This is a genomic window from Streptomyces rubiginosohelvolus, from assembly GCF_014649875.1.
GTDB classification, from domain to species: domain Bacteria; phylum Actinomycetota; class Actinomycetes; order Streptomycetales; family Streptomycetaceae; genus Streptomyces; species Streptomyces rubiginosohelvolus.
Genome location: NZ_BMTW01000001.1, coordinates 1,156,829 through 1,174,730 on the forward strand (window position 1 = coordinate 1,156,829; position 17,902 = coordinate 1,174,730).

Sequence of the window (17,902 nt, forward strand, 5' to 3'; positions counted from 1 at the left end):
GCGGAGGGCAGCGCGGATCGGCCCTCGTGGCCCTTCCGCGGATCACTGACCGACCGGTCAGTTGTCGTCGGGAGTACCGCGGGGCCATAATGCACGCGTAGCCCTTCACGCATCCCCCGTCGTGAAGGGCTACACCCCTGTCCGGAGCCGGTTCGCGGCCCGCGCCCGGAGCCGGTTCGCAGCCGGGCCGGCGAGCGGGCCGGGAGCCTGCTCAAGGCTCGTACGAAGCCTGTTCCGGGCGCGGCGGGGCACAGGATCATTCACGGGCAAGGGACTCCCCTCGTGGTCCCCTGCCCGTGTTTTTTCGAGTTAACAGTGACGTAGAGTGTTTGCGCAAGCTCAGTTCCGACTCCGAGGTGATCGTGGAGGCCCGGATGGCCATGGACGACGGCGACGAACGCGGTCCGGAACCCGTCGACGCCCCCGGCCCGGGTGAGCTGCCCCGCCTCGACTCGCTGCGGGAAAAGGTCGAGTACATGGTCGAGAAGACCTTCCCCGGCCAGAAGATCTCGGGCCGGGTCTTCGCCGAACTGGTCCGCGACCGCGGCGGCTCGCTGTCGCACAGCTACTTCTCCAACATCCTGGCCGGCAAGGTCACCCAGCCCTCCGAGGACATCCTCAAGGCCCTCGGGCTGGGGTTCGGAGTGGACTGGCGCTTCTTCAAGGAGGAGTCCGAGGTCGTCGACGACGTCGTCGCCGGGCTCCAGTTCCTGGCCAAACGGCGCACCGGGGAGATCAGCGGCGTGGCCGGCCGGGGCCTGGACGACGACGGGCTCCCGCCGGAACTGCTGCGGTTCGCCCTGTCCCTGCTGGAGGACGCCGCCCGCGAGAAGGACGACCCCGGGAACGGGGAAGCGGGCGGAGCGGTGGCAGAGATTCCGCGGTGAAGCATTCTCCCGCGGGCCCGGCAGCGTAGCGTCTTCGTCATGTCCCTGCGGAAACTGCGGAAAGAGTGCGAGGCGGGGCTCGCCGACCTGCCCCTCCCGGTTCCCTTCACCCTGGACGGGCTCGTCGCGAACATGGAGGAGGCGAGCGGGCGCACGATCCGGCTGCACGAGATGCCGGACCGCCTCGCCCGCGTCAACGCCGCCTGCGGGCTGCGCCTGAAGGCGGGCGGTACCAGCCTGGTCCTCTACCGCCGCAGGCCGACCGCGTACCAGACCCAGCACGTGATCCTGCACGAGCTGTGCCACGAGTGGTTCGACCACGGCACGACGCTCGACGCGGAGCGGCTGCGCACGCTCCTGCCGGTCTTCGACACCTCGCTGATCGCCCGGATGATCTCCCCGGCGGCCGCCGAGTCCTTCGCCTCCGGCGGCGGCATCGTCCAGGCCCGCGCCCAGTACGACACCCACGACGAACGCATGGCCGAATTCGGTGCCTCCCTGATCCCCCGGATGGCCCGGGACCTCACCACCGATGACATGGTGGGGCGGCTGGACAACTCCCTGTCCCGCCCGGTGGCCCACCGGAGGCGCGGCCTCTTCCCCGGAAGACGGTCAGGCGGCACCTGACACGTGCCACCGGTCTCCGCCCGCGGGCCCCACCCCCGCATCCCCGACCCCGAGGACGAACACCGCCGTGACCCCCCTCGATCTCGCCGGCTACCTCATAGCGGGCCTGATGACGGCCGTTGCCCTGTGGCGTATGCCCGCTGCCCTCTGGGGCGACGAGGAGGACCGCAGACGCCGGGCGCTGTGGGGCTGCTACGCCGGATTCGCCATCGCCCTGTGGACGAAGACCGAGGCGGTCCGCATCGGCCTCAACAACAGCGCCGTCACCGACCTCGCCGTCCTCATCAAGCACTACACCGCCACGGTGGCAATTCTGGCCATCCTCAGCTACATCGTGGCCATCTACGGCAGCTACCCCGAAGAGGGCGCGGTCCCCCGGCACGTACGGTTCGCACGGCTCGTGCAGAAGCTGGCGGCCAAGGCCTCCGTCGCCACGCTGATCCTGCTGACCGTCCTGTTCTTCACCGTCGTCGACCGCTCCGAGCCCTCGGACCGCTTCGTCTCCGACCACGCCGGGGAGTGGGGCGCCACGCTCTACATGAGCGTCTTCTACCTCTACCTCGGGGCCGCGTCCGCCGTCTGCGCCTCCCAGTGGGCGCTGGCCACCCTCGACGCCCGCCGCCGCCATCTGCGCATCGGGCTCGGGATGATGACGTTCGCGATGTTCATCGGCGTCGGCTACACCGTCAGCCGCACGCTCTTCCTGTGGATCAGCGTGGTCGACGAGCCGACCGAGGCGTTCGCCCTGCGCTTCGACCAGATCACCGAGGCCGCGCAGCTGGTGCTGTTCGCGTTCTTCGCCCTCGGCGCGTCCATCCCCGCGTTCGCGGCCGGGGCGCGCCGGGCCAGGCTGTGGCGGGCCCAGGTCGGACTGCACGCCCTCTGGTACGAGTTGATGACCGCGTTCCCGGAGCAGCCGTTCGACCCGCCCGCGTCCCTGCCCCGCGAGCTGACCCGGTTCAACGTCCCGGCCGACCTGCGGGTGGACCGCTGGGCCGCCGACATCGCGGACGCCGCCGAGAAGCTGCGCCACTACGTGCCCGACGGGCTGCTCGACGCCGCCGGACGGGCCGCCGCCCGCGACACGGACGACCCGCGCCGCGCCGCGTCCCTCACCGACGCCTACTGGATCCGGGCCGCCCTGCTCGCGAAGGAGTCCGGCGCGCCCGCCGGGGGCGCCGCGACGGTCGCCTCCCAGCACGCCGCGGACCAGGACGGCGAGGTGGCCCGGCTGGTCCGGGTCGCCGCCGCGTACCGGACGGTCGACGAGGAGCGCGCCCGCACCGTCCTCGCCACAGCCACGGCCGACACGGCCCGCACGACGGAGACGAGCGCATGACCGGCAGCACGGCCCCCACCACCGACGGCGCCCCGCGCCGGGGAACGCCCGGCGAGGGGATCCCCACCACCTCCGCCCGCACGGCCTCCGTGGCGCGCACCGTCACCGACGCCCTCCAGCCGCGCAACGTGCTGCTGGCGGGCATGCTCGGCATCGGCCTCGCGGCGGCGGGCGGCGACTGGACCGGGCTGCTCTGGGGCTTCCTCGGGGCCCTCTGCGCCGGGCTGATCCCGGCCGGGTACATCGAGTGGGAGCGCGGACGCGGCACCTGGGGCGACCGCCATGTCGTGGACCGGACGAAACGGGCGCCGATCTTCTTCGTGATCCTGGGCTCGATCGGCGCCGGCTCGGTGGTGATGGTGCTGGGGAACGCGCCGACCGGGATCCTCGTCGCGATGCTCGCGCTGTGGGTGATGACGATCGGTCTGCTGGCCGTCAACACGGTGTGGAAGATCTCGGTCGACTCGGCGGTGGCCTCGGCGGCCGTCTCGCTCCTCGCCGTCGTGCACTCCCCCTGGTGGATCGCCGCGTACGCGCTGACCGCGGCGGTCTGCTGGTCCCGGGTCGCCCTCGGCTACCACACCGTCGCCCAGACCCTGGCGGGCGCGGGCCTGGGGGCGGCGACGACGGTGGCGTACGTGTTCGCCTGAGAACGCGCCGCGTCGGGACGGTCCCGCGTCCGCGGGGGCGGCGTGCCGCGAGCGGTCCCGCGTTTGCGGGGGTGGCGGACACCCGGTTACGTGGACGGGGAGGGCGCGCCCGCGAACGGACGGGCCCCACCGGCTGGAGGTGTCCCCGATGGCGAAGAAACGGTCCGCGACGCCCGGCAAGGGCCTGCGCGGCAGCAAGGCCGGGCTCGTCCTGAGCCTGGGCAGCAGCGCGCTCGCGGTCATCAGGGCGTCCAAGCAGGTCCGCCGGGCCAAGGGCACGCACGACAAGCTGAACACCGCCGACGCGGTGGCGGGGATGCTGCCGCTGATCACCTCGGCCGCCCTCGTCCTGCGGCAGCTGCGCGGCCGGAAGCGGGAGACCCCGGAAGCGGCCTGAACGAGCCGCTCCCCGACCCGCCCGAAAGGCCGGAAATCGCCCCGCTTCCGGCCACTGAACGGCGCCCGGCCGGGGTACGACTGTGCCGTGCCGAACCCTTTCGAGATCACCGCGGCCCGCGCCGAGGACATCGTGACGCTGGGCGCGTGGGCCCACGAGGAGAGCTGGAACCCGGGCCTGCACGACGGCGCGGTGTTCTTCGCGACCGACCCCGGAGGCTTCCTGTTCGGCCGGCTCGACGGCGAACCGGTCACCTCCGTCTCCGTCGTCCGCTACGGCGACGCGTACGGCTTCCTGGGCTTCTATCTGACCCGCCCCCACCTGCGCGGACAGGGTTACGGCCTGCGGACCTGGCAGGCCGGCACGGCCCGCCTCGCCGGGCGCACCGTCGGCCTCGACGCGGTGCCCGCGCAACAGGACAACTACCGCCGCTCCGGCTTCCGCACCTGCTGGAGCAACGCGCGGTACGAGGGAACGCCCCCGCCGGACATCGCACCGCCGCCGGGAACCACCCTGATCGACGCCCGCAGCGTGCCGTTCGACCTGCTCGCCGCCTACGACCGGCGGTACTTCCCGGCCGCCCGGGACACCTTCCTGGCCGCCTGGATCACCGCCCCCGGCCGCGCGGCCCTCGCGGCGGTCGGGGACGGCGGGCTCCAGGGCCTCGCGGTGCTGCGGGCCTGCCGCGCGGCTTCCCGGATCGGCCCGCTGTACGCCGACTCTCCCGCCGTGGCGGCGGCCCTGGTCAGCGCGGTCGCGGCCACCGCACCGGACACCCCGGTCGCCGTCGACGTACCCGACATCAATCCGGCGGCGGTGCGGCTGGCCGGGGAGCTGGGCCTGACCCCGTCGTTCGACACGGCGCGGATGTACAGCGGCCCGGAACCGGTGATCGACCGGCCGGGCCTGTACGGCATCACGAGCCTGGAACTGGGCTGACCGGGGGTCATGGAAACAGCGGCCGTCACTCCGCCGGGGCAGGCCGCACCACCGGCGGACCCTCGCGGATCCGGGACGCGAGAACGGCGATGTCGTCCTCGGCGTCCTCGCCGAACCGGTCCAGCACCCGGTCCAGCAGGTCCTCCAGGCGCCCGCCCGGCGGCATGGTCAGCGAGGCCAGCCGCTGCACGGACACGTCGATGTCCTCGCCCCGGCGCTCCACCAGACCGTCGGTGTACATGAACAGCACGGTCCCCGGGCCGCAGGGCACGGACGCGGTCCGGTACCCGCCGAACCCGGTGCCGAGCGGCGGCCCCACCGGCACCGGCACGACCCGGGCCCCGGCGGCGCCCGGGTCGATGAAGACCGGCGGCAGATGGCCCGCGCTGGCCACCTCGCAGACCCCGGCGAACCGGTCGACGACGGCGAGCAGACAGGTCGCCGCCCGGTCCAGACCCGACCGCTCCACCATGGTGTCGAGCTGCTCCAGGATCCGGTGCGGCGGCAGGTCCTCCTGCGCCAGCAACCGCAGCAGCGAGCGGTACTGGCTCATCGCGACGGCCGCCTCCACCCCGTGCCCCATCACGTCGCCCATCGCCTTGAGGTGCCGGCCGTCCTGGAGCGGGACGACGTCGAACCAGTCCCCGCCGACCAGGACGCCCTCGTCGGCGGGGAGATAGCGGGTGGCGACCTCGACGTGGGAGTGGGGGCCCCACGGCTCGGAGAGCAGGGAGCGCTGGAGCTCGCGGGCGATGCTGTGCTCGTGGTCGTAACGGCGGGCGTGGTCGAGGGCCACGCCCGCGCGCACGGCGAGCTCGCGGGCGACAGCCACGTCCTGGTCGTCGAAGAGGGGTGAGCCCTCGGCCCGGATGAGGGTGAGCGTGCCGAGCGGCCGGCTGCGGGCGGTCAGCGGAACGACGAGCGCCTGGCGCAGCCCGAGCGCCAAAGAGGCGGTGATCCGGTCGGAGGTGACGGTGCTGCGCCCGCGCTGGTGGTTCTCCCAGTCGTCGACGACCGGCTCGTTCTCCAGCAGACAGCGGGTCACCGCGGAGTCCGCGGCGAAGTCGACGTACTCCCCGGGATGGCCGAACCGCTGCACCTGCTCGTCGAGGTCGCCGTCGCCCCGCAGCGCGGCCCGCCGCAGCCGTACGACACCGGGCTCCGGGCGGCGTACGGAGTGCCCCACCTCGGCCGGGAACACGTCGACCGCCGCGACGTCGGCGAAGTCGGGCACCACGAAGTCGGCCAGCTCCCGGCAGGTGGTGTCCATGTCGAGCGTGGTGCCGATCCGGACGGCGGCGGTGGAGAGCAGGGCGACATGGCCGCGGGCCTGCTCCAGCTCCTCGCGCTGCCGGGCGATGTCGGTGATCTCGACGACGATCGCCATCAGCCCGCAGCCCTCCCCCTCCGCGTCGAGCCGGTGGTACGTGGCCCGCCAGAGCTGCTGCTCCTCCTCGGTCGGCGCCCAGGTCCGCCCGCTGATCGTCACTTCCCGGGGCTTGCCGTCGGCCAGCACGTCGCGCAGGGCGGCGGCCTGGCCGTGCAGCCCGGGCAGCACCTGGGAGAAGGTCCGCCCGATGTGGGAGCGGGCGGGGAGGCCGTTGAGCCGTTCGAGGGCGGGGTTGACGTAGGTGTAGCGAAGTTCGTGGTCGAGCACCGCGACGGCGGCGGGATTGCCGTCGAACAGGGCCGCGACGGTCTTCGGGTCGAAGAACGACGGCATGCCGTCGTCGCACGTGTCGGCCTGCAAGAGCATGCCTCCCACCGCTCGTCGGCTCCCGAGCCTCCATCGTCGGCCGCGGCTTCCGGTACCGCATCCGCAGGACGGCAGGCGGGTCCCGGGCGGTTCCGGGCGGTTCCAGGCCGGACGAGGGGCCCCAGGGCCGGGCGTCCGCACGGCAGGCGGCAGTCCGACGCCCTAGGCGCGCGTCCGGGCCCGGAACCGCCCGGGATCCGGACCCGGGTCGAGGCCGAGGTCGAGGTCCAGATCGAGGGTGCCTTCGGTGGCCTCGGCGGTGGGCGGCAGGGCGAGGGCCTCGCCGACCGGCCCCGGCAGACTGCCGGAACCCAGCAGTCCGGTGACCAGCCCGGTGGTGAGCCGGTGCCAGGCGGAGGCCCGCCGGATCATGGCGTGGTCGCCGCCCCGGACGGTGACCATGCACGTACGGGCTCCGGCGCGACGGGCCCGGGCGGTGAGGGACTGGGTGGCCTGGGGGCTGGTCATCCGGTCCCGGTTGCTGTGGACGAGGACGATGTCACGGCCGGCGAGCTGGGTGACCGGGTCCCCCGGCGGACACCAGGGGGCGAGCCCGACGACGCCCCGCACGAGGGGGTGCCCGGCGGCGCGGAGGGCGGCGCGCGCCCCCATGGAGTGACCCAGGAGCACCACCGGCAGCTCATCGCCGGCTTCCTCCCGCAGCGCGTCGAGGGCGGCCACGGCGTCGTGGAAGGGGTTCGCGCGGTCGCCGTTCCAGCCCCGGTGGCCGTACCGCACCTGCGTCACGAGCACGTTGCCACCGGTGGCGCGGGCGGCCCGGTCGACGGCCCGGACGAAGGGGCGCATGCGGGTGCCGGGCAGATTGAGGAGACCCGGCGGCGGGGGCTCCGTGCCGGTCTCGCGCCCTCCGTGCAGGACGAGAACCGCTGCCGACGGCGGTCGTTGGGCCACGCGTACCTCCAGGTCCGGGTGCGGGGCGCGGGCGCCCTTCTCCCCGTATTCGGCGCCGAGGCCGCCCCGGATGGGCGAAACGGCCAGACGGATTCCGACGGATCCCCATGGGCCCGACGGGATCCGACGGGATCCGACGGGATCCCCCGGATCAACGACTCGCCGGACCCGGAAAGTGCCGCCCCCGGTACGGTCACGACCACGGAGCATCCGTGTACCAGACACAGAAGGAGCCTTCCCATGGCATCAGGCCCCCAACTCAACGCCGAGGCACCCGACTTCACCCTCCCGGGCGGAGTCCTGACGGGCGAGACCTTCGAGCGCTCCGACTACCACCTCTCCGCAGCCCGTGGCCGATCCGTGGTCCTGGCGTTCTACCCGGGGGACAACACCTCGGTCTGCACGAAGCAACTCTGCTCGTACTCCTCGGGCATGGAGGCCTTCGAGGGCCTCGACGCCGACGTCTGGGGAATCAGTCCACAGGGTGTGGACAGCCATGAGTCGTTCGCCCGCGCCTTCGGCTTGCGCATGCCGCTGCTGGCCGACGAGGGCCGGGAGATCGCCAGGGCGTACGGGGTCTCCGCGCCGGGCATCGGCGTGCGGCGGGCGGTCTTCCTCATCGGCCCGGACGGGGTCCTGCGCTGGAAGCACGTGGCGTTGCTCGGCGCGACCTTCCAGTCACTCGACACCCTCACGAACCATCTGTCCGGCATTAAAGAAGCGTAAAGATTGCCGGATCCCGGCAGTGACCGACGTGGGTCGTGTATGGGATCATCCAGCCAGATCGACGAAAAACACTCGGGGGAAGTCGACAGACAGGGGAGTGATCGCGTGACCTTCTTTCTCGGTCTCGGCATTGCGGGAATCGTCCTGCTGGCCCTCTCCCTGATCTTCGACGGGGTCCTCGAAGGGCTCTTCGACGGCGTGGTGGACGGTCTCTTCGACGGGCTGCTCTCGCTTCCGGTGATCGCCGGCTTCCTCTCGATGCTGGGCTTCGGCGGCGCGATCGTGCTCGGCGCGACCGGCGCGGGGACGCTCGTGGCCACGGTCGTCGGCGTCGCCGCCGGCCTGGTCGCGGGCTGGCTGACCTGGAAACTCAGCAGGGCCCTGATGCGCGACCAGACGCACGCCACGCCGCGCGACTCCGACCTGGTCGGCACCTCGGGTTCCGTGGTGACGGCGATCCCGGCCCAGGGCTACGGCGAGGTGCTGCTGCGCCTGGGCGGCCAGCCGGTGAAGTACGCGGCCAAATCGGCCACGCCCGTCGCGCGCGGGACCGAGATCTGGGTGGAAGAGGCCCTGTCGACCACGTCGGTCGCGGTACGCCCGGTGGAGCGCTGACCACGCACCACCGGCTCCACCACCTGACCGCCCCACCCCCGCCAACTCCACCTCCATCTCCATCTCCACAGCAAGGCCCGCTCCACAACGATCTGCCGTCCCCCCAGGGAGGCAGGGGGGACAAACCTCATGAGTCCAGTAGTCATCGCCGTCATCGGCATCGTCGTACTCCTCGTCCTGCTCGGCCTCGTCGTCATCACGCGCTACAAGGTGGCCGGGCCCAGCGAGGCGTTCATCATCACCGGCCGCCGCGGCAAGAAGTCGACGGACCCGGTCACCGGGCGCACCAGCATCGACAACAGCGGCCAGAAGGTCGTCGTCGGCGGCGGCGTGTTCGTCGTCCCGTTCGTCCAGCAGAAGTTCACCCTGGACCTCTCCAGCCGGCACATCCCGATCGCCGTGCGCGGCGCGGTGACGCTGCGCGGCGTCAAGTCGAACCTCGAAGGCGTCGCGATCGTCAAGGTCGGCGGCAGCGAGGACGCGATCCGCGCCGCGGCCCAGCGTTTCCTCCAGCAGCAGGACGGCATCGTCGGCTTCACCCAGGAAGTGCTCTCCGGCGCGCTGCGCGCGATCGTCGGCCGGATGTCGGTCGAGGACATCATCCGGGACCGGGCCGCGTTCGCCGGCCAGGTCGCGGAGGAGGCCGAGGCCAGCCTCTCCGGCCAGGGCCTGATCCTGGACGCCTTCCAGATCCAGGACATCACCACCGAGGGCTCCTACCTGGAGGACCTCGGCCGCCCGGAGGCCGCCCGCGCCAAGCAGGAGGCGGACATCGCCGAGGCCATCGCGAAGCGGGCCTCGGAGCAGGCCCGGCTGAAGGCGGCCGAGGAGATCGCCATCGCCGAGCGGACGTACTACCTGAAGCAGGCCGAGATCAAGGCCGAGACGGAGGCCGCGGCCGCCAAGGCCAACGCCGCCGGCCCGCTCGCCGAGGCGGCCCGCCAGCAGGAGGTCCTCGCCGAGCAGGAGAAGGTCGCCGAGCGCCAGGCGGCCCTGACCGACCGCGAGCTGGACACGAAGGTCCGCAAGCCCGCCGACGCCGCCCGCTACCAGGCCGAGCAGGAGGCGGAGGCCCGCCGCATCGCCCAGGTCAAGGAGGCCGAGGCCGACGCGGAGCGCTCGCGCCTGACCGGTCAGGGCGAGAAGCTGCACCGTTCGGCGCTGGCCGACGCGGTCCGCATCGAGGGCGAGGCGGAGGCCGCGTCCATCGCCGCCAAGGGTGCGGCCGAGGCCGAGGCCATGCAGAAGAAGGCCGACGCGTTCGCCCAGTACGGCGACGCGGCCGTCCTCCAGATGCTCGTCGAGGTCCTCCCGAGCGTCGTCGCGAAGGCCTCGGAGCCGCTGAGCGCCATCGACAAGATGACGGTCATCTCCACGGACGGCGCGAGCCAGCTGGCCCGCACGGTCACCGACAACGTCTCGCAGGGCATGGAACTGCTCAGCTCGACGACGGGCGTGGACCTCGCGTCCCTCCTGGAGAACCTGAAGAACCGCACGACGACGGTCCCGGCCCCGACCGCGACGCCGGACGCGTCCGCTTCCGCTTCCGCGGCGAACGGCGAGATCGAGATCAAGGGCTGACGCGCAGCACGACGAGCGCACCGGTGCCCGGGAGCCACAGGGTGGCTCCCGGGCATACCCATGTCCGCCGGGCACGCCGAACCGCCCGCCCTACGCCTCAGCGGCACCCCGAGCCTCCTGCAGCGCAAGAAGCTCCCCCAGGTCATTGGCGACCATGACCTGCGCCAACCGCCCCGCCACGGCCACCACCTCCGCCCACCCCTCGACGCGCAGCATCTCCGCGTCGAAACCACCCGGAGCCTGATCCTCGGCGACGGTCAGCGCGCGGTCCAACTCCCGCAGAAGCGCGACCTCTTCCTCGCTGCGCAGACCGATCCCGAGATAGCGCTCCGGATGCTCGGCATCGCAGAAGTCGTCGAAAAGCGTGTGGATGACGTACTCCAGGTCCTCGAACACCTCCGGATCCAGCCACACGTCCCGCTGCCAGGGCGGATTCGCCAACGCCAGCACCGCAGGCACCAGATGAATCCGGGCCCGCGCCATGATCACCCTGTCGTCGTCCACGGAACGGACCCTAGCGAAGCGGGCAGGGCCAGAAGCGGCCGAGCCCACCGGCACCCGCCGTGCATGCCGCGATAAAGCAAGGCCCTCATCCAGGTCAGAGCGCTATCGGCCGATAGGCCAGTGCCCGGTCGACGATCTCTTCCGGAGTGGGGTCGGAGTCCGGGAGCGGCCAGTAGACGTAGTCGCTGATGTGCGGGCAGGCGAGGCCGCGTTCCAAGGCGTCGAGGATCTCGTCCGCCTCCGCCTCGCCGGTCTCGCCGGAGTCGTTCAGCAGGCGCCGCACCAGCAACAGCGCCTCGTCCCGGCTCATTTCGCCGTTCGTGCCCGCGCTCGCGTCGCCTCGCACGCCGTCCCCGCCCGACCCCCTCAGCACACGTGCCGGTCCCGCTCCGGGGAGTACAGGTGGCTGTCCCGGAACTGCTCCGCGCCCAGCGTGCGGCCCACCATGATGACCGCCGTCCGGATCACCCCCGCCGCCTTCACCTGTTCGGCGATGGAGTCCAGGGTGCCGCGCAGGATGATCTCGTCCGGGCGGGACGCCATCGCCACCACCGCCGTCGGGCAGTCCGCCCCGTAGTGCGGGAGCAGTTCGTCGACCACGCGGTCCACGTACCTCGCCGCCAGGTGCAGCACGATCAGCGCGCCGCTGCGGCCCAGCGTCGCCAGGTCCTCGCCCTCCGGCATCGCCGTGGCGCGCTGGGCGATACGGGTGAGGATCACCGTCTGGCCGACCGTCGGGACCGTCAGCTCACGCTTCAGGGCGGCGGCCGCAGCAGCGAACGCAGGGACGCCGGGGACGACCTCGTACGGCACGCCCGCCTCGTCCAGGCGCTTCATCTGCTCGTTCACCGCGCTGAACACCGACGGGTCCCCCGAATGCAGCCGCGCCACGTCGTGGCCGTCCGCGTGGGCCCGGACCAGCTCGGCGGTGATCTGGTCGATGTCCAGGTTCGCCGTGTCGATCAGGCGGGCGCCCTCCGGGCACTCGGCCAGCAGTTCCACGGGGACCAGGCTGCCCGCGTACAGGCAGACCGGGCTGGCGGCGAGGATCCGGGCGCCGCGCACCGTGATCAGGTCGGCGGCGCCGGGGCCCGCGCCGATGAAGTACACGGTCATCATCTGTCTCCCATGTGCGAACTTACCTCTGAAGATGAGGGTTTGGTCACCGACCACTGCGTCACCGGCATCGCCTGCCGCCACCCCGTGAACCCGCCGACCGGGACGGCGTGCGCGACCGACAGCCGCACCAGCTCGCCGCCGTACGCCTTGTACCGTTCGGCCAGCAGCGCCTCCGACTCCAGCGTCACCGTGTTCGCGACCAGCCGGCCCCCCGGCCGCAGCGCCTCCCAGCACGCGTCCAGCAGGCCCGGCGCGGTCAGCCCGCCGCCGATGAACACCGCGTCCGGAACGTCGAGTTCGGCCAGGGCCGAGGGCGCCGGGCCCGTGACGACCCGCAGGCCGGGGACGCCCAGGCGCTCCGCGTTACGGGTGATCCGCTCGGCCCGCAGCGGGTCCCGCTCCACGCTCACCGCCCGGCAGGAGCGGTGGGCCCGCAGCCACTCGATCGCGATCGAGCCCGATCCGCCGCCCACGTCCCAGAGCAACTCCCCCGGCGCGGGCGCCAGCGTGCCCAGCGTGGCGGCCCGGATGTGCCGCTTGGTGAGCTGGCCGTCGTGCTCGTACGCCTCGTCCGGCAGACCCGGCACCGTGCCGAGCCGCAGCGCCTCCGCCGACGCCCGGCACTCGATCGCGACGACGTTCAGCCGGTCCCCGGGCTCGTGCGCCCAGGCCTCCGCGACGCCCTCGACGTGCTCCTCGTCCTCGCCGCCCAGCTGCTCCAGCACCCGCACCCTGCTCGGACCGAACCCCCGGTCCGTCAGCAGCGCCGCGACCGTCGCCGGAGTGCTCGCGTCCGCGCTCAGGACGAGCAGCCGCCGCCCCTCGTACAGGGAGGCGGCCAGCCGCGCCGCCGGGCGGCCCACCAGCGTCACGACCTCCGTGTCCTCCAGCGGCCAGCCGAGGCGCGCGCAGGCGTACGAGACGGAGGACGGGTGGGGGAACACGCGCAGCCCTTCCGGCCCCAGCTCCTCCGCGAGCGCCCGCCCGATCCCGTAGAACATCGGGTCCCCGCTCGCCAGCACCGCGATCCGCCTCTCCCCGTGCTCGGCGAGCAGCCGGGGGACGGCCGGCCGCAGCGGGGACGGCCAGGCCACCCGCACCCCGGCGCACTCCGGCGGCAGCAGATCCAGCTGACGCGCCCCTCCGATCAGCACCTCGGCCCCGCGCAGCGCCTCCCGTGCCGTGCCGGACAGCCCGGACCAGCCGTCCGCGCCGATGCCCACGACGGCGACGGGGTACGGACGCGGGGCGGGGAATGGGGGCACGGGCCGGGACCTCGTCGTTCGGGTTTCAGGAGGGTGGAAAGCGGGCGCGACAAGCGGCAACGAAGCGCAGCCGAACTTTACTGAACGCCCCGTTCCGCCCGCCCCGCCGGGGGAACGCCACCCCACCGGGGAACGCCACCCCGCCGGGTGAATCCGAAAAAACTTCGCGCGTGGTGTCGAGAAGCCCCCATCGGCCCCGACGTCCCCTGTGCAAGAGGAAGAAACCGCACCACGAGCGAAGCCACCACGGAGGCGACAGTCATGAAGTATCTGGTGATGGTCCAGGGCAGCCAGGCCGACTACGACGCGCAGAGCGGCAAGGGAAGCGCCGACAGCCCGGCCTGGGACGAGAAGGCCGTGCAGGCCATGTACGCCCACATGGGCAGCATCAACGACGATCTTTCCGAGTCCGGCGAGCTGGTCACCGGCTACGGGCTGCGCGAGCCCGCGTCGGGCCGGGCCGTCAGCGTCGACGCCGAGGGCCGCCCGGTCGTCTCGGACGGGCCGTACAGCGAGACCAAGGAACTGCTCGCCGGGTTCTGGGTCCTGGACTGCGAGAGCCTGGAAAGGGTGACCGAGATCGCCGCCCGCGTGGCACGCTGTCCGCAGCCGGCCGGGGCGCCCGAGTACCCGGTCCTCATCCGGCCCGTCGACGGCGGGCTCGACGACTGACCGAGCCGAAAGGTCCAGGTGGGCCGAGCGACCGACGACATCGAGGACCTGCTGCGCCGCCACGCGCCGCAGGTCCTCGGCGCACTCGTACGCCGGTACGGGCACTTCGACCCGGCCGAGGACTCCGTCCAGGAGGCCCTGATCACGGCCGCCGAGCAGTGGCCCCGGGACGGGATCCCCGACAACCCGCGCGGCTGGCTCATCCGGGTCGCGTCCCGCCGTCTCACCGACCGGCTGCGCAGCGACGAGGCCCGCCGCCGGCGCGAGGAGACGGCGGCGGCCCTCACCCCGGCGGACGCGTTCGTCGCACCGCCGCCCGGGGAAGGCCCCGCTGGGGCAGGGCCCTCCGGCCTGGGCCGTGCCCCCTCCGAGGACGACACGCTCACCCTGCTCTTCCTCTGCTGCCACCCCGTGCTCTCCCCCGCCGCCCAGATCGCGCTGACCCTCCGCGCGGTCGGCGGCCTCACCACGGCGGAGATCGCCCGCGCCCATCTGGTGCCGGAGGCGACGATGGCGCAGCGGATCAGCCGGGCCAAGCGGGCGGTGCGCGGTACGCAGTTCCGGCAGCCGGACGCCCGGGACCGCGACCAGCGGCTCGCCGCCGTGCTCCAGGTCCTCTACCTGATCTTCAACGAGGGCTACACCGCCACCGCGGGCCCCGACCTCCACCGCACGGACCTGGCCCGCGAGGCGATCCGCCTGACCCGCGCCGTCCGCCGGCTCCTCCCCCACGAGGGGCGGGTCACAGGGCTGCTGGCGCTGATGGTCCTCACCGAGGCGCGCACCCCGGCGCGTACCGGCCCGGACGGCGAGCTGGTCCCCCTCGACGAACAGGACCGGGCCCTCTGGGACCGTACGGCCGTCGCCGAAGGCATCGCCCTGGCCGAGGAGGCGCTCGCCCAGGGACCGGCCGGGGACTACCAGCTCCAGGCCGCGATCGCCGCCCTGCACGACGAGGCGGAGCGCGCCGAGGACACCGACTGGCCGCAGATCCTCGCCCTGTACGACCTCCTCGTGCGGCGCTCCCCAGACCCCGCGGCCGCGCTGGGCCGGGCGGTCGCCGTGGCCATGGTGGAGGGGCCCCGGGCGGGGCTGGCTGAGGTCGACGCGCTGGCGGAGACGGCCGGTACGTCGGGCACGGCCGGGCAGCGGAACCACCGCCTCGACGCCGTACGCGCCCATCTCCTCGAACGGGCCGGGGACATGACCGCCGCCCGTACCGCATACCGCGCTGCCGCCGACGCCACCCTCAGCGAGCCCGAAGCCAGCTACCTGCGCCGGCGCGCGGACCGGCTGGACCGGCCGGACGGATAGGGGGTTACTCCCTTCGGCCGACAGGGAAGAGACCATCGGCGCAGCCCCGCTCGCCGCCGCCCGCCGCGCTCGCGATGATCGGCCACATGACCACGAGCGACAGCGGCAAGGACGTCACCCTGCACATCGCCCAGAACCCGGAGGCGGACGAGCTCCTGGGCCGTAGCCCGCTGGCCGCCCTGGTCGGCATGCTGCTGGACCAACAGGTGCCGATGGAGTGGGCGTTCACGGGCCCGTACACCCTGGCGGAACGCATGGGCTCCGACGACCTGGACGCGGGACGGATCGCCGCCTACGACCCGGACGCCTTCACCGAGCTGTTCACCGCCAAACCGGCCCTGCACCGCTACCCCGGCTCGATGGCGAAGCGGGTGCAGCAGCTGTGTCAGTACCTGGTCGCGGAGTACGGCGGCGACGCGAGCGCGGTGTGGCGGGACGCCGCGACCGGCGCCGACCTGCTGGACCGCCTCAAGGCCCTGCCCGGCTTCGGCACGCAGAAGGCCCAGATCTTCCTGGCGCTCCTCGGCAAGCAGTTGGGCGTACGTCCACCGGGGTGGCGGGGGGCGGCGGGCCCGTACGGGGAGGCCGGTTCGCACCGGTCGGTCGCCGACATCACGGGCCCGGAGTCGCTGGTCGAGGTGCGTGCGTACAAACAGGAGGCCAAGGCGGCGGCCAAGAAGGCGAAGGCGGCGAAGAAGCCCGGGACGCCACGGAAGAAGTAGGACGTCGCGGCGAAGGAACACGGGAGCAGACCCCCGGGGGGCGCGAAAGTGACATGACCATGCACCGGAACCGGCCGACACCCCCACCCCACCGATCAGAATCAGCCACACCGGTTCCCAGGCGTCACCTCACTCGCTAGCTTTCGCAGCACATTCGTTCAGCCGTTCAGCCGTTTCCGTCACCGAGCCGTTCGAGGTACCAGCGGCTCGGGGCACCAGCCGTTCAGACCGGAAGGACTCCTGTGCACGCAACACGTCGCAGAGCCATGGCTGTCGTGGCCGCCACCGCCCTGGCCACACCGCTCCTCCTGGCCGCGTCCCCGCACCCCGGACGCCCCGCCTCGCACGACCCGGGGAAGGAAGCGGCCAAGCTGTCGCGGGAGTTGGTGAGGAGCGCGTCCGCACGCGACGCCTACAAGCACCTCCAGCAGTTCCAGGCGATAGCCGACTCCACCGAGGGTCACCGCGCCGCCGGCTCGCTGGGTCACGACGCCTCGGCCGCGTACGTCTACCGGCAGCTCCAGCGCGCCGGGTACAAGGTCTCGTACGAGAGCTTCCGCTTCACCTACACCGAGACGCTGGCCGAAAAGCTCGCCGTGGTGTCGCCGACGCCCCGCGACGTGACGATCAAGGCCATGACGTACACGCCGTCGACGAAGGAAGGCGGCCTGACGGCCCAGCTCGTCGCCGTACCCGTCGACGACACGACCGGCTGCGAGGCGACCGACTACGCCGCCGCGGACTTCACCGGCAAGATCGCGCTGATCAAGCGCGGTGGCTGCTCCTTCGCCGAGAAGCAGGCGGCCGCGGCCACGGCAGGTGCGGCCGGAGCGGCCATCTACAACAACGTCGAGGGCGCGCTGTCCGGCACGCTCGGCGAGGTCGCCGCCGGGAAGATCCCCACCGGCGGGCTCACCCAGGAGGAGGGCGAGAAGCTCGTCGCCGACCTCGCGGCCGGCGAGGTCACGGTCTCCTTCGAGATCCGCGAGCTCCAGCAGGACCGCCCCACCCGCAACGTCATCGCCGAGACGCCCGGCGGCAGCGCGGCGAAGACCGTGATGCTCGGCGCCCACCTCGACTCGGTGACCGAGGGCCCCGGCATCAACGACAACGGCTCCGGCTCCGCCGGTCTGCTCGACGTCGCCCTGAAGCTGGCGAAGTCGAAGAGCAAGCCGGCCAACAAGGTCCGGTTCGCCTGGTGGTCGGCCGAGGAGAACGGCCTGATCGGCTCGGAGAAGTACGTCGCGGCGCTCACCGAGAAGCAGCGCGAGCAGATCAAGCTCTACCTGAACTTCGACATGATCGCCTCGCCGAACGGCGTCCAGTTCGTCTTCGACGGCGACAACTCCGACCAGGTCGGCGAGGGCCCCGGCCCGGAGGGCTCGGCCCAACTGGAGCGGGACATCAACGAGTTCCTCGACGGCAAGGGCCAGCCGCACGAGGGCACGGACTTCACCGGGCGCTCGGACTACGGCCCGTTCATCGAGGTCGGCATCCCGTCCGGCGGTACGGACACCGGGGCGGAGGGCATCAAGACGGCGGCCCAGGCCGAGGTGTTCGGCGGCGAGGCGGGCATCGCGTACGACCCCTGCTACCACGCGGCCTGCGACGACCTGGACAACATCGACATGGGTCACTTCGACACCAACATCGACGTGATCGCCAACGCCGTCGGGACGTACGCGCACGACCTGCGCTCGCTGACCCGCCCGGTCGATCCCGACACCGGCACCGGGACGCCCGGCAGCGGAGGCAGCGGAGGCGGCCTGCGCGAGGGCCACGGCCGCGTGACGGAGTAACGACGGCCTTACGGGCTCCGGCACCCGGCACCCGCCACCCGGACCGGAGCCCGTAAGCACCGCAGGAAGGTCACCTGC

19 protein-coding genes are annotated in these 17,902 nt (G+C 72.7%); 13 read left to right on the plus strand and 6 right to left on the minus strand.

From position 1 onward, the window contains the following. Nucleotides 1-329: 329 nt before the first annotated feature. From IE134_RS05550 to IE134_RS05575, 6 genes are all read left to right on the plus strand, one after another. The gene (locus tag IE134_RS05550) at nt 330-887 is read left to right on the plus strand and encodes a hypothetical protein (RefSeq protein ID WP_050513534.1); all 558 of its coding nucleotides are present in this window, start codon (nt 330-332) and stop codon (nt 885-887) included. Between the two features lie 39 nt (nt 888-926). Continuing rightward, on the plus strand, nt 927-1,514 hold the full coding sequence (locus tag IE134_RS05555) for a hypothetical protein (RefSeq protein WP_030707110.1): 588 nt from the start codon (nt 927-929) through the stop codon (nt 1,512-1,514). A 67-nt stretch (nt 1,515-1,581) separates the two neighbouring features. Further along, nucleotides 1,582-2,853 (plus strand): MAB_1171c family putative transporter, encoded by a 1,272-nt coding sequence (locus IE134_RS05560; RefSeq protein WP_098894395.1) that lies wholly within the window; start codon nt 1,582-1,584, stop codon nt 2,851-2,853. Continuing rightward, nucleotides 2,850-3,503: a phosphatase PAP2 family protein gene (locus tag IE134_RS05565; RefSeq protein ID WP_030707114.1), complete on the plus strand. Its 654-nt coding sequence runs from the start codon at nt 2,850-2,852 to the stop codon at nt 3,501-3,503. The genes IE134_RS05560 and IE134_RS05565 overlap by 4 nt, the downstream gene beginning before the upstream one ends. Nucleotides 3,504-3,651: 148 nt before the next feature. Further along, the gene (locus tag IE134_RS05570) at nt 3,652-3,900 is read left to right on the plus strand and encodes a hypothetical protein (RefSeq protein WP_089115922.1); all 249 of its coding nucleotides are present in this window, start codon (nt 3,652-3,654) and stop codon (nt 3,898-3,900) included. A gap of 87 nt (nt 3,901-3,987) precedes the next feature. After that, entirely contained in the window at nt 3,988-4,839 is an 852-nt protein-coding gene (locus tag IE134_RS05575) for a GNAT family N-acetyltransferase (protein WP_030707118.1), read from the plus strand. A gap of 25 nt (nt 4,840-4,864) precedes the next feature. Here the strand turns inward: IE134_RS05575 and IE134_RS05580 are convergent, their stop codons facing one another. Both IE134_RS05580 and IE134_RS05585 read right to left on the minus strand, forming a co-directional pair. Then, entirely contained in the window at nt 4,865-6,595 is a 1,731-nt protein-coding gene (locus tag IE134_RS05580) for a SpoIIE family protein phosphatase (protein ID WP_030707120.1), read from the minus strand. 162 nt (nt 6,596-6,757) lie between these two features. Beyond that, a complete protein-coding gene (locus IE134_RS05585) occupies nt 6,758-7,507 on the minus strand; it encodes an alpha/beta fold hydrolase (protein ID WP_030707122.1) in 750 nt (249 codons plus the stop codon). Nucleotides 7,508-7,747: 240 nt separating this feature from the next. On the opposite strand from IE134_RS05585, the gene IE134_RS05590 reads away from it, so the two are divergent. The 3 genes from IE134_RS05590 to IE134_RS05600 all read left to right on the plus strand — a co-directional run bounded on the left by IE134_RS05590 (nt 7,748) and on the right by IE134_RS05600 (nt 10,429). After that, nucleotides 7,748-8,233 (plus strand): peroxiredoxin, encoded by a 486-nt coding sequence (locus tag IE134_RS05590; RefSeq protein WP_030707124.1) that lies wholly within the window; start codon nt 7,748-7,750, stop codon nt 8,231-8,233. Between the two features lie 105 nt (nt 8,234-8,338). Next, nucleotides 8,339-8,848: an NfeD C-terminal domain-containing protein gene (locus IE134_RS05595; protein WP_030707126.1), complete on the plus strand. Its 510-nt coding sequence runs from the start codon at nt 8,339-8,341 to the stop codon at nt 8,846-8,848. Between the two features lie 129 nt (nt 8,849-8,977). Continuing rightward, nucleotides 8,978-10,429, plus strand: a complete 1,452-nt coding sequence (locus tag IE134_RS05600; protein WP_030707128.1) for a flotillin family protein — start codon at nt 8,978-8,980, stop codon at nt 10,427-10,429. Nucleotides 10,430-10,519: 90 nt separating this feature from the next. Here IE134_RS05600 and IE134_RS05605 read toward each other — a convergent pair whose 3' ends face one another. The 4 genes from IE134_RS05605 to cbiE form a co-directional block, all read right to left on the minus strand. Continuing rightward, a complete protein-coding gene (locus IE134_RS05605; RefSeq protein WP_030707130.1) occupies nt 10,520-10,933 on the minus strand; it encodes an SCO4402 family protein in 414 nt (137 codons plus the stop codon). Between the two features lie 94 nt (nt 10,934-11,027). Next, nucleotides 11,028-11,243 carry a bacteriocin immunity protein gene (locus IE134_RS05610; protein ID WP_030707132.1) on the minus strand — a complete coding sequence of 72 codons (216 nt, stop codon included), beginning with the start codon at nt 11,241-11,243 and terminating at the stop codon, nt 11,028-11,030. 56 nt (nt 11,244-11,299) lie between these two features. Next, a complete protein-coding gene (gene cobM / locus IE134_RS05615; RefSeq protein WP_098894396.1) occupies nt 11,300-12,049 on the minus strand; it encodes a precorrin-4 C(11)-methyltransferase in 750 nt (249 codons plus the stop codon). Further along, nucleotides 12,049-13,317 carry a precorrin-6y C5,15-methyltransferase (decarboxylating) subunit CbiE gene (gene cbiE / locus IE134_RS05620; RefSeq protein ID WP_189429735.1) on the minus strand — a complete coding sequence of 423 codons (1,269 nt, stop codon included), beginning with the start codon at nt 13,315-13,317 and terminating at the stop codon, nt 12,049-12,051. Before cbiE ends, cobM begins: the two co-directional genes overlap by 1 nt. Before the next feature lie 261 nt (nt 13,318-13,578). Here cbiE and IE134_RS05625 point away from each other — a divergent pair, with 261 nt between their 5' ends. The 4 genes from IE134_RS05625 (at nt 13,579) to IE134_RS05640 (ending at nt 17,824) form a co-directional block, all read left to right on the plus strand. After that, entirely contained in the window at nt 13,579-13,989 is a 411-nt protein-coding gene (locus IE134_RS05625) for a YciI family protein (protein ID WP_030707138.1), read from the plus strand. 18 nt (nt 13,990-14,007) lie between these two features. Continuing rightward, a complete protein-coding gene (locus tag IE134_RS05630) occupies nt 14,008-15,303 on the plus strand; it encodes an RNA polymerase sigma factor (RefSeq protein ID WP_189429737.1) in 1,296 nt (431 codons plus the stop codon). An 86-nt stretch (nt 15,304-15,389) separates the two neighbouring features. Continuing rightward, entirely contained in the window at nt 15,390-16,025 is a 636-nt protein-coding gene (locus tag IE134_RS05635) for an HhH-GPD-type base excision DNA repair protein (protein ID WP_126931145.1), read from the plus strand. Between the two features lie 266 nt (nt 16,026-16,291). Beyond that, nucleotides 16,292-17,824 carry a M28 family metallopeptidase gene (locus tag IE134_RS05640; protein WP_189429739.1) on the plus strand — a complete coding sequence of 511 codons (1,533 nt, stop codon included), beginning with the start codon at nt 16,292-16,294 and terminating at the stop codon, nt 17,822-17,824. Nucleotides 17,825-17,902: the final 78 nt, after the last annotated feature.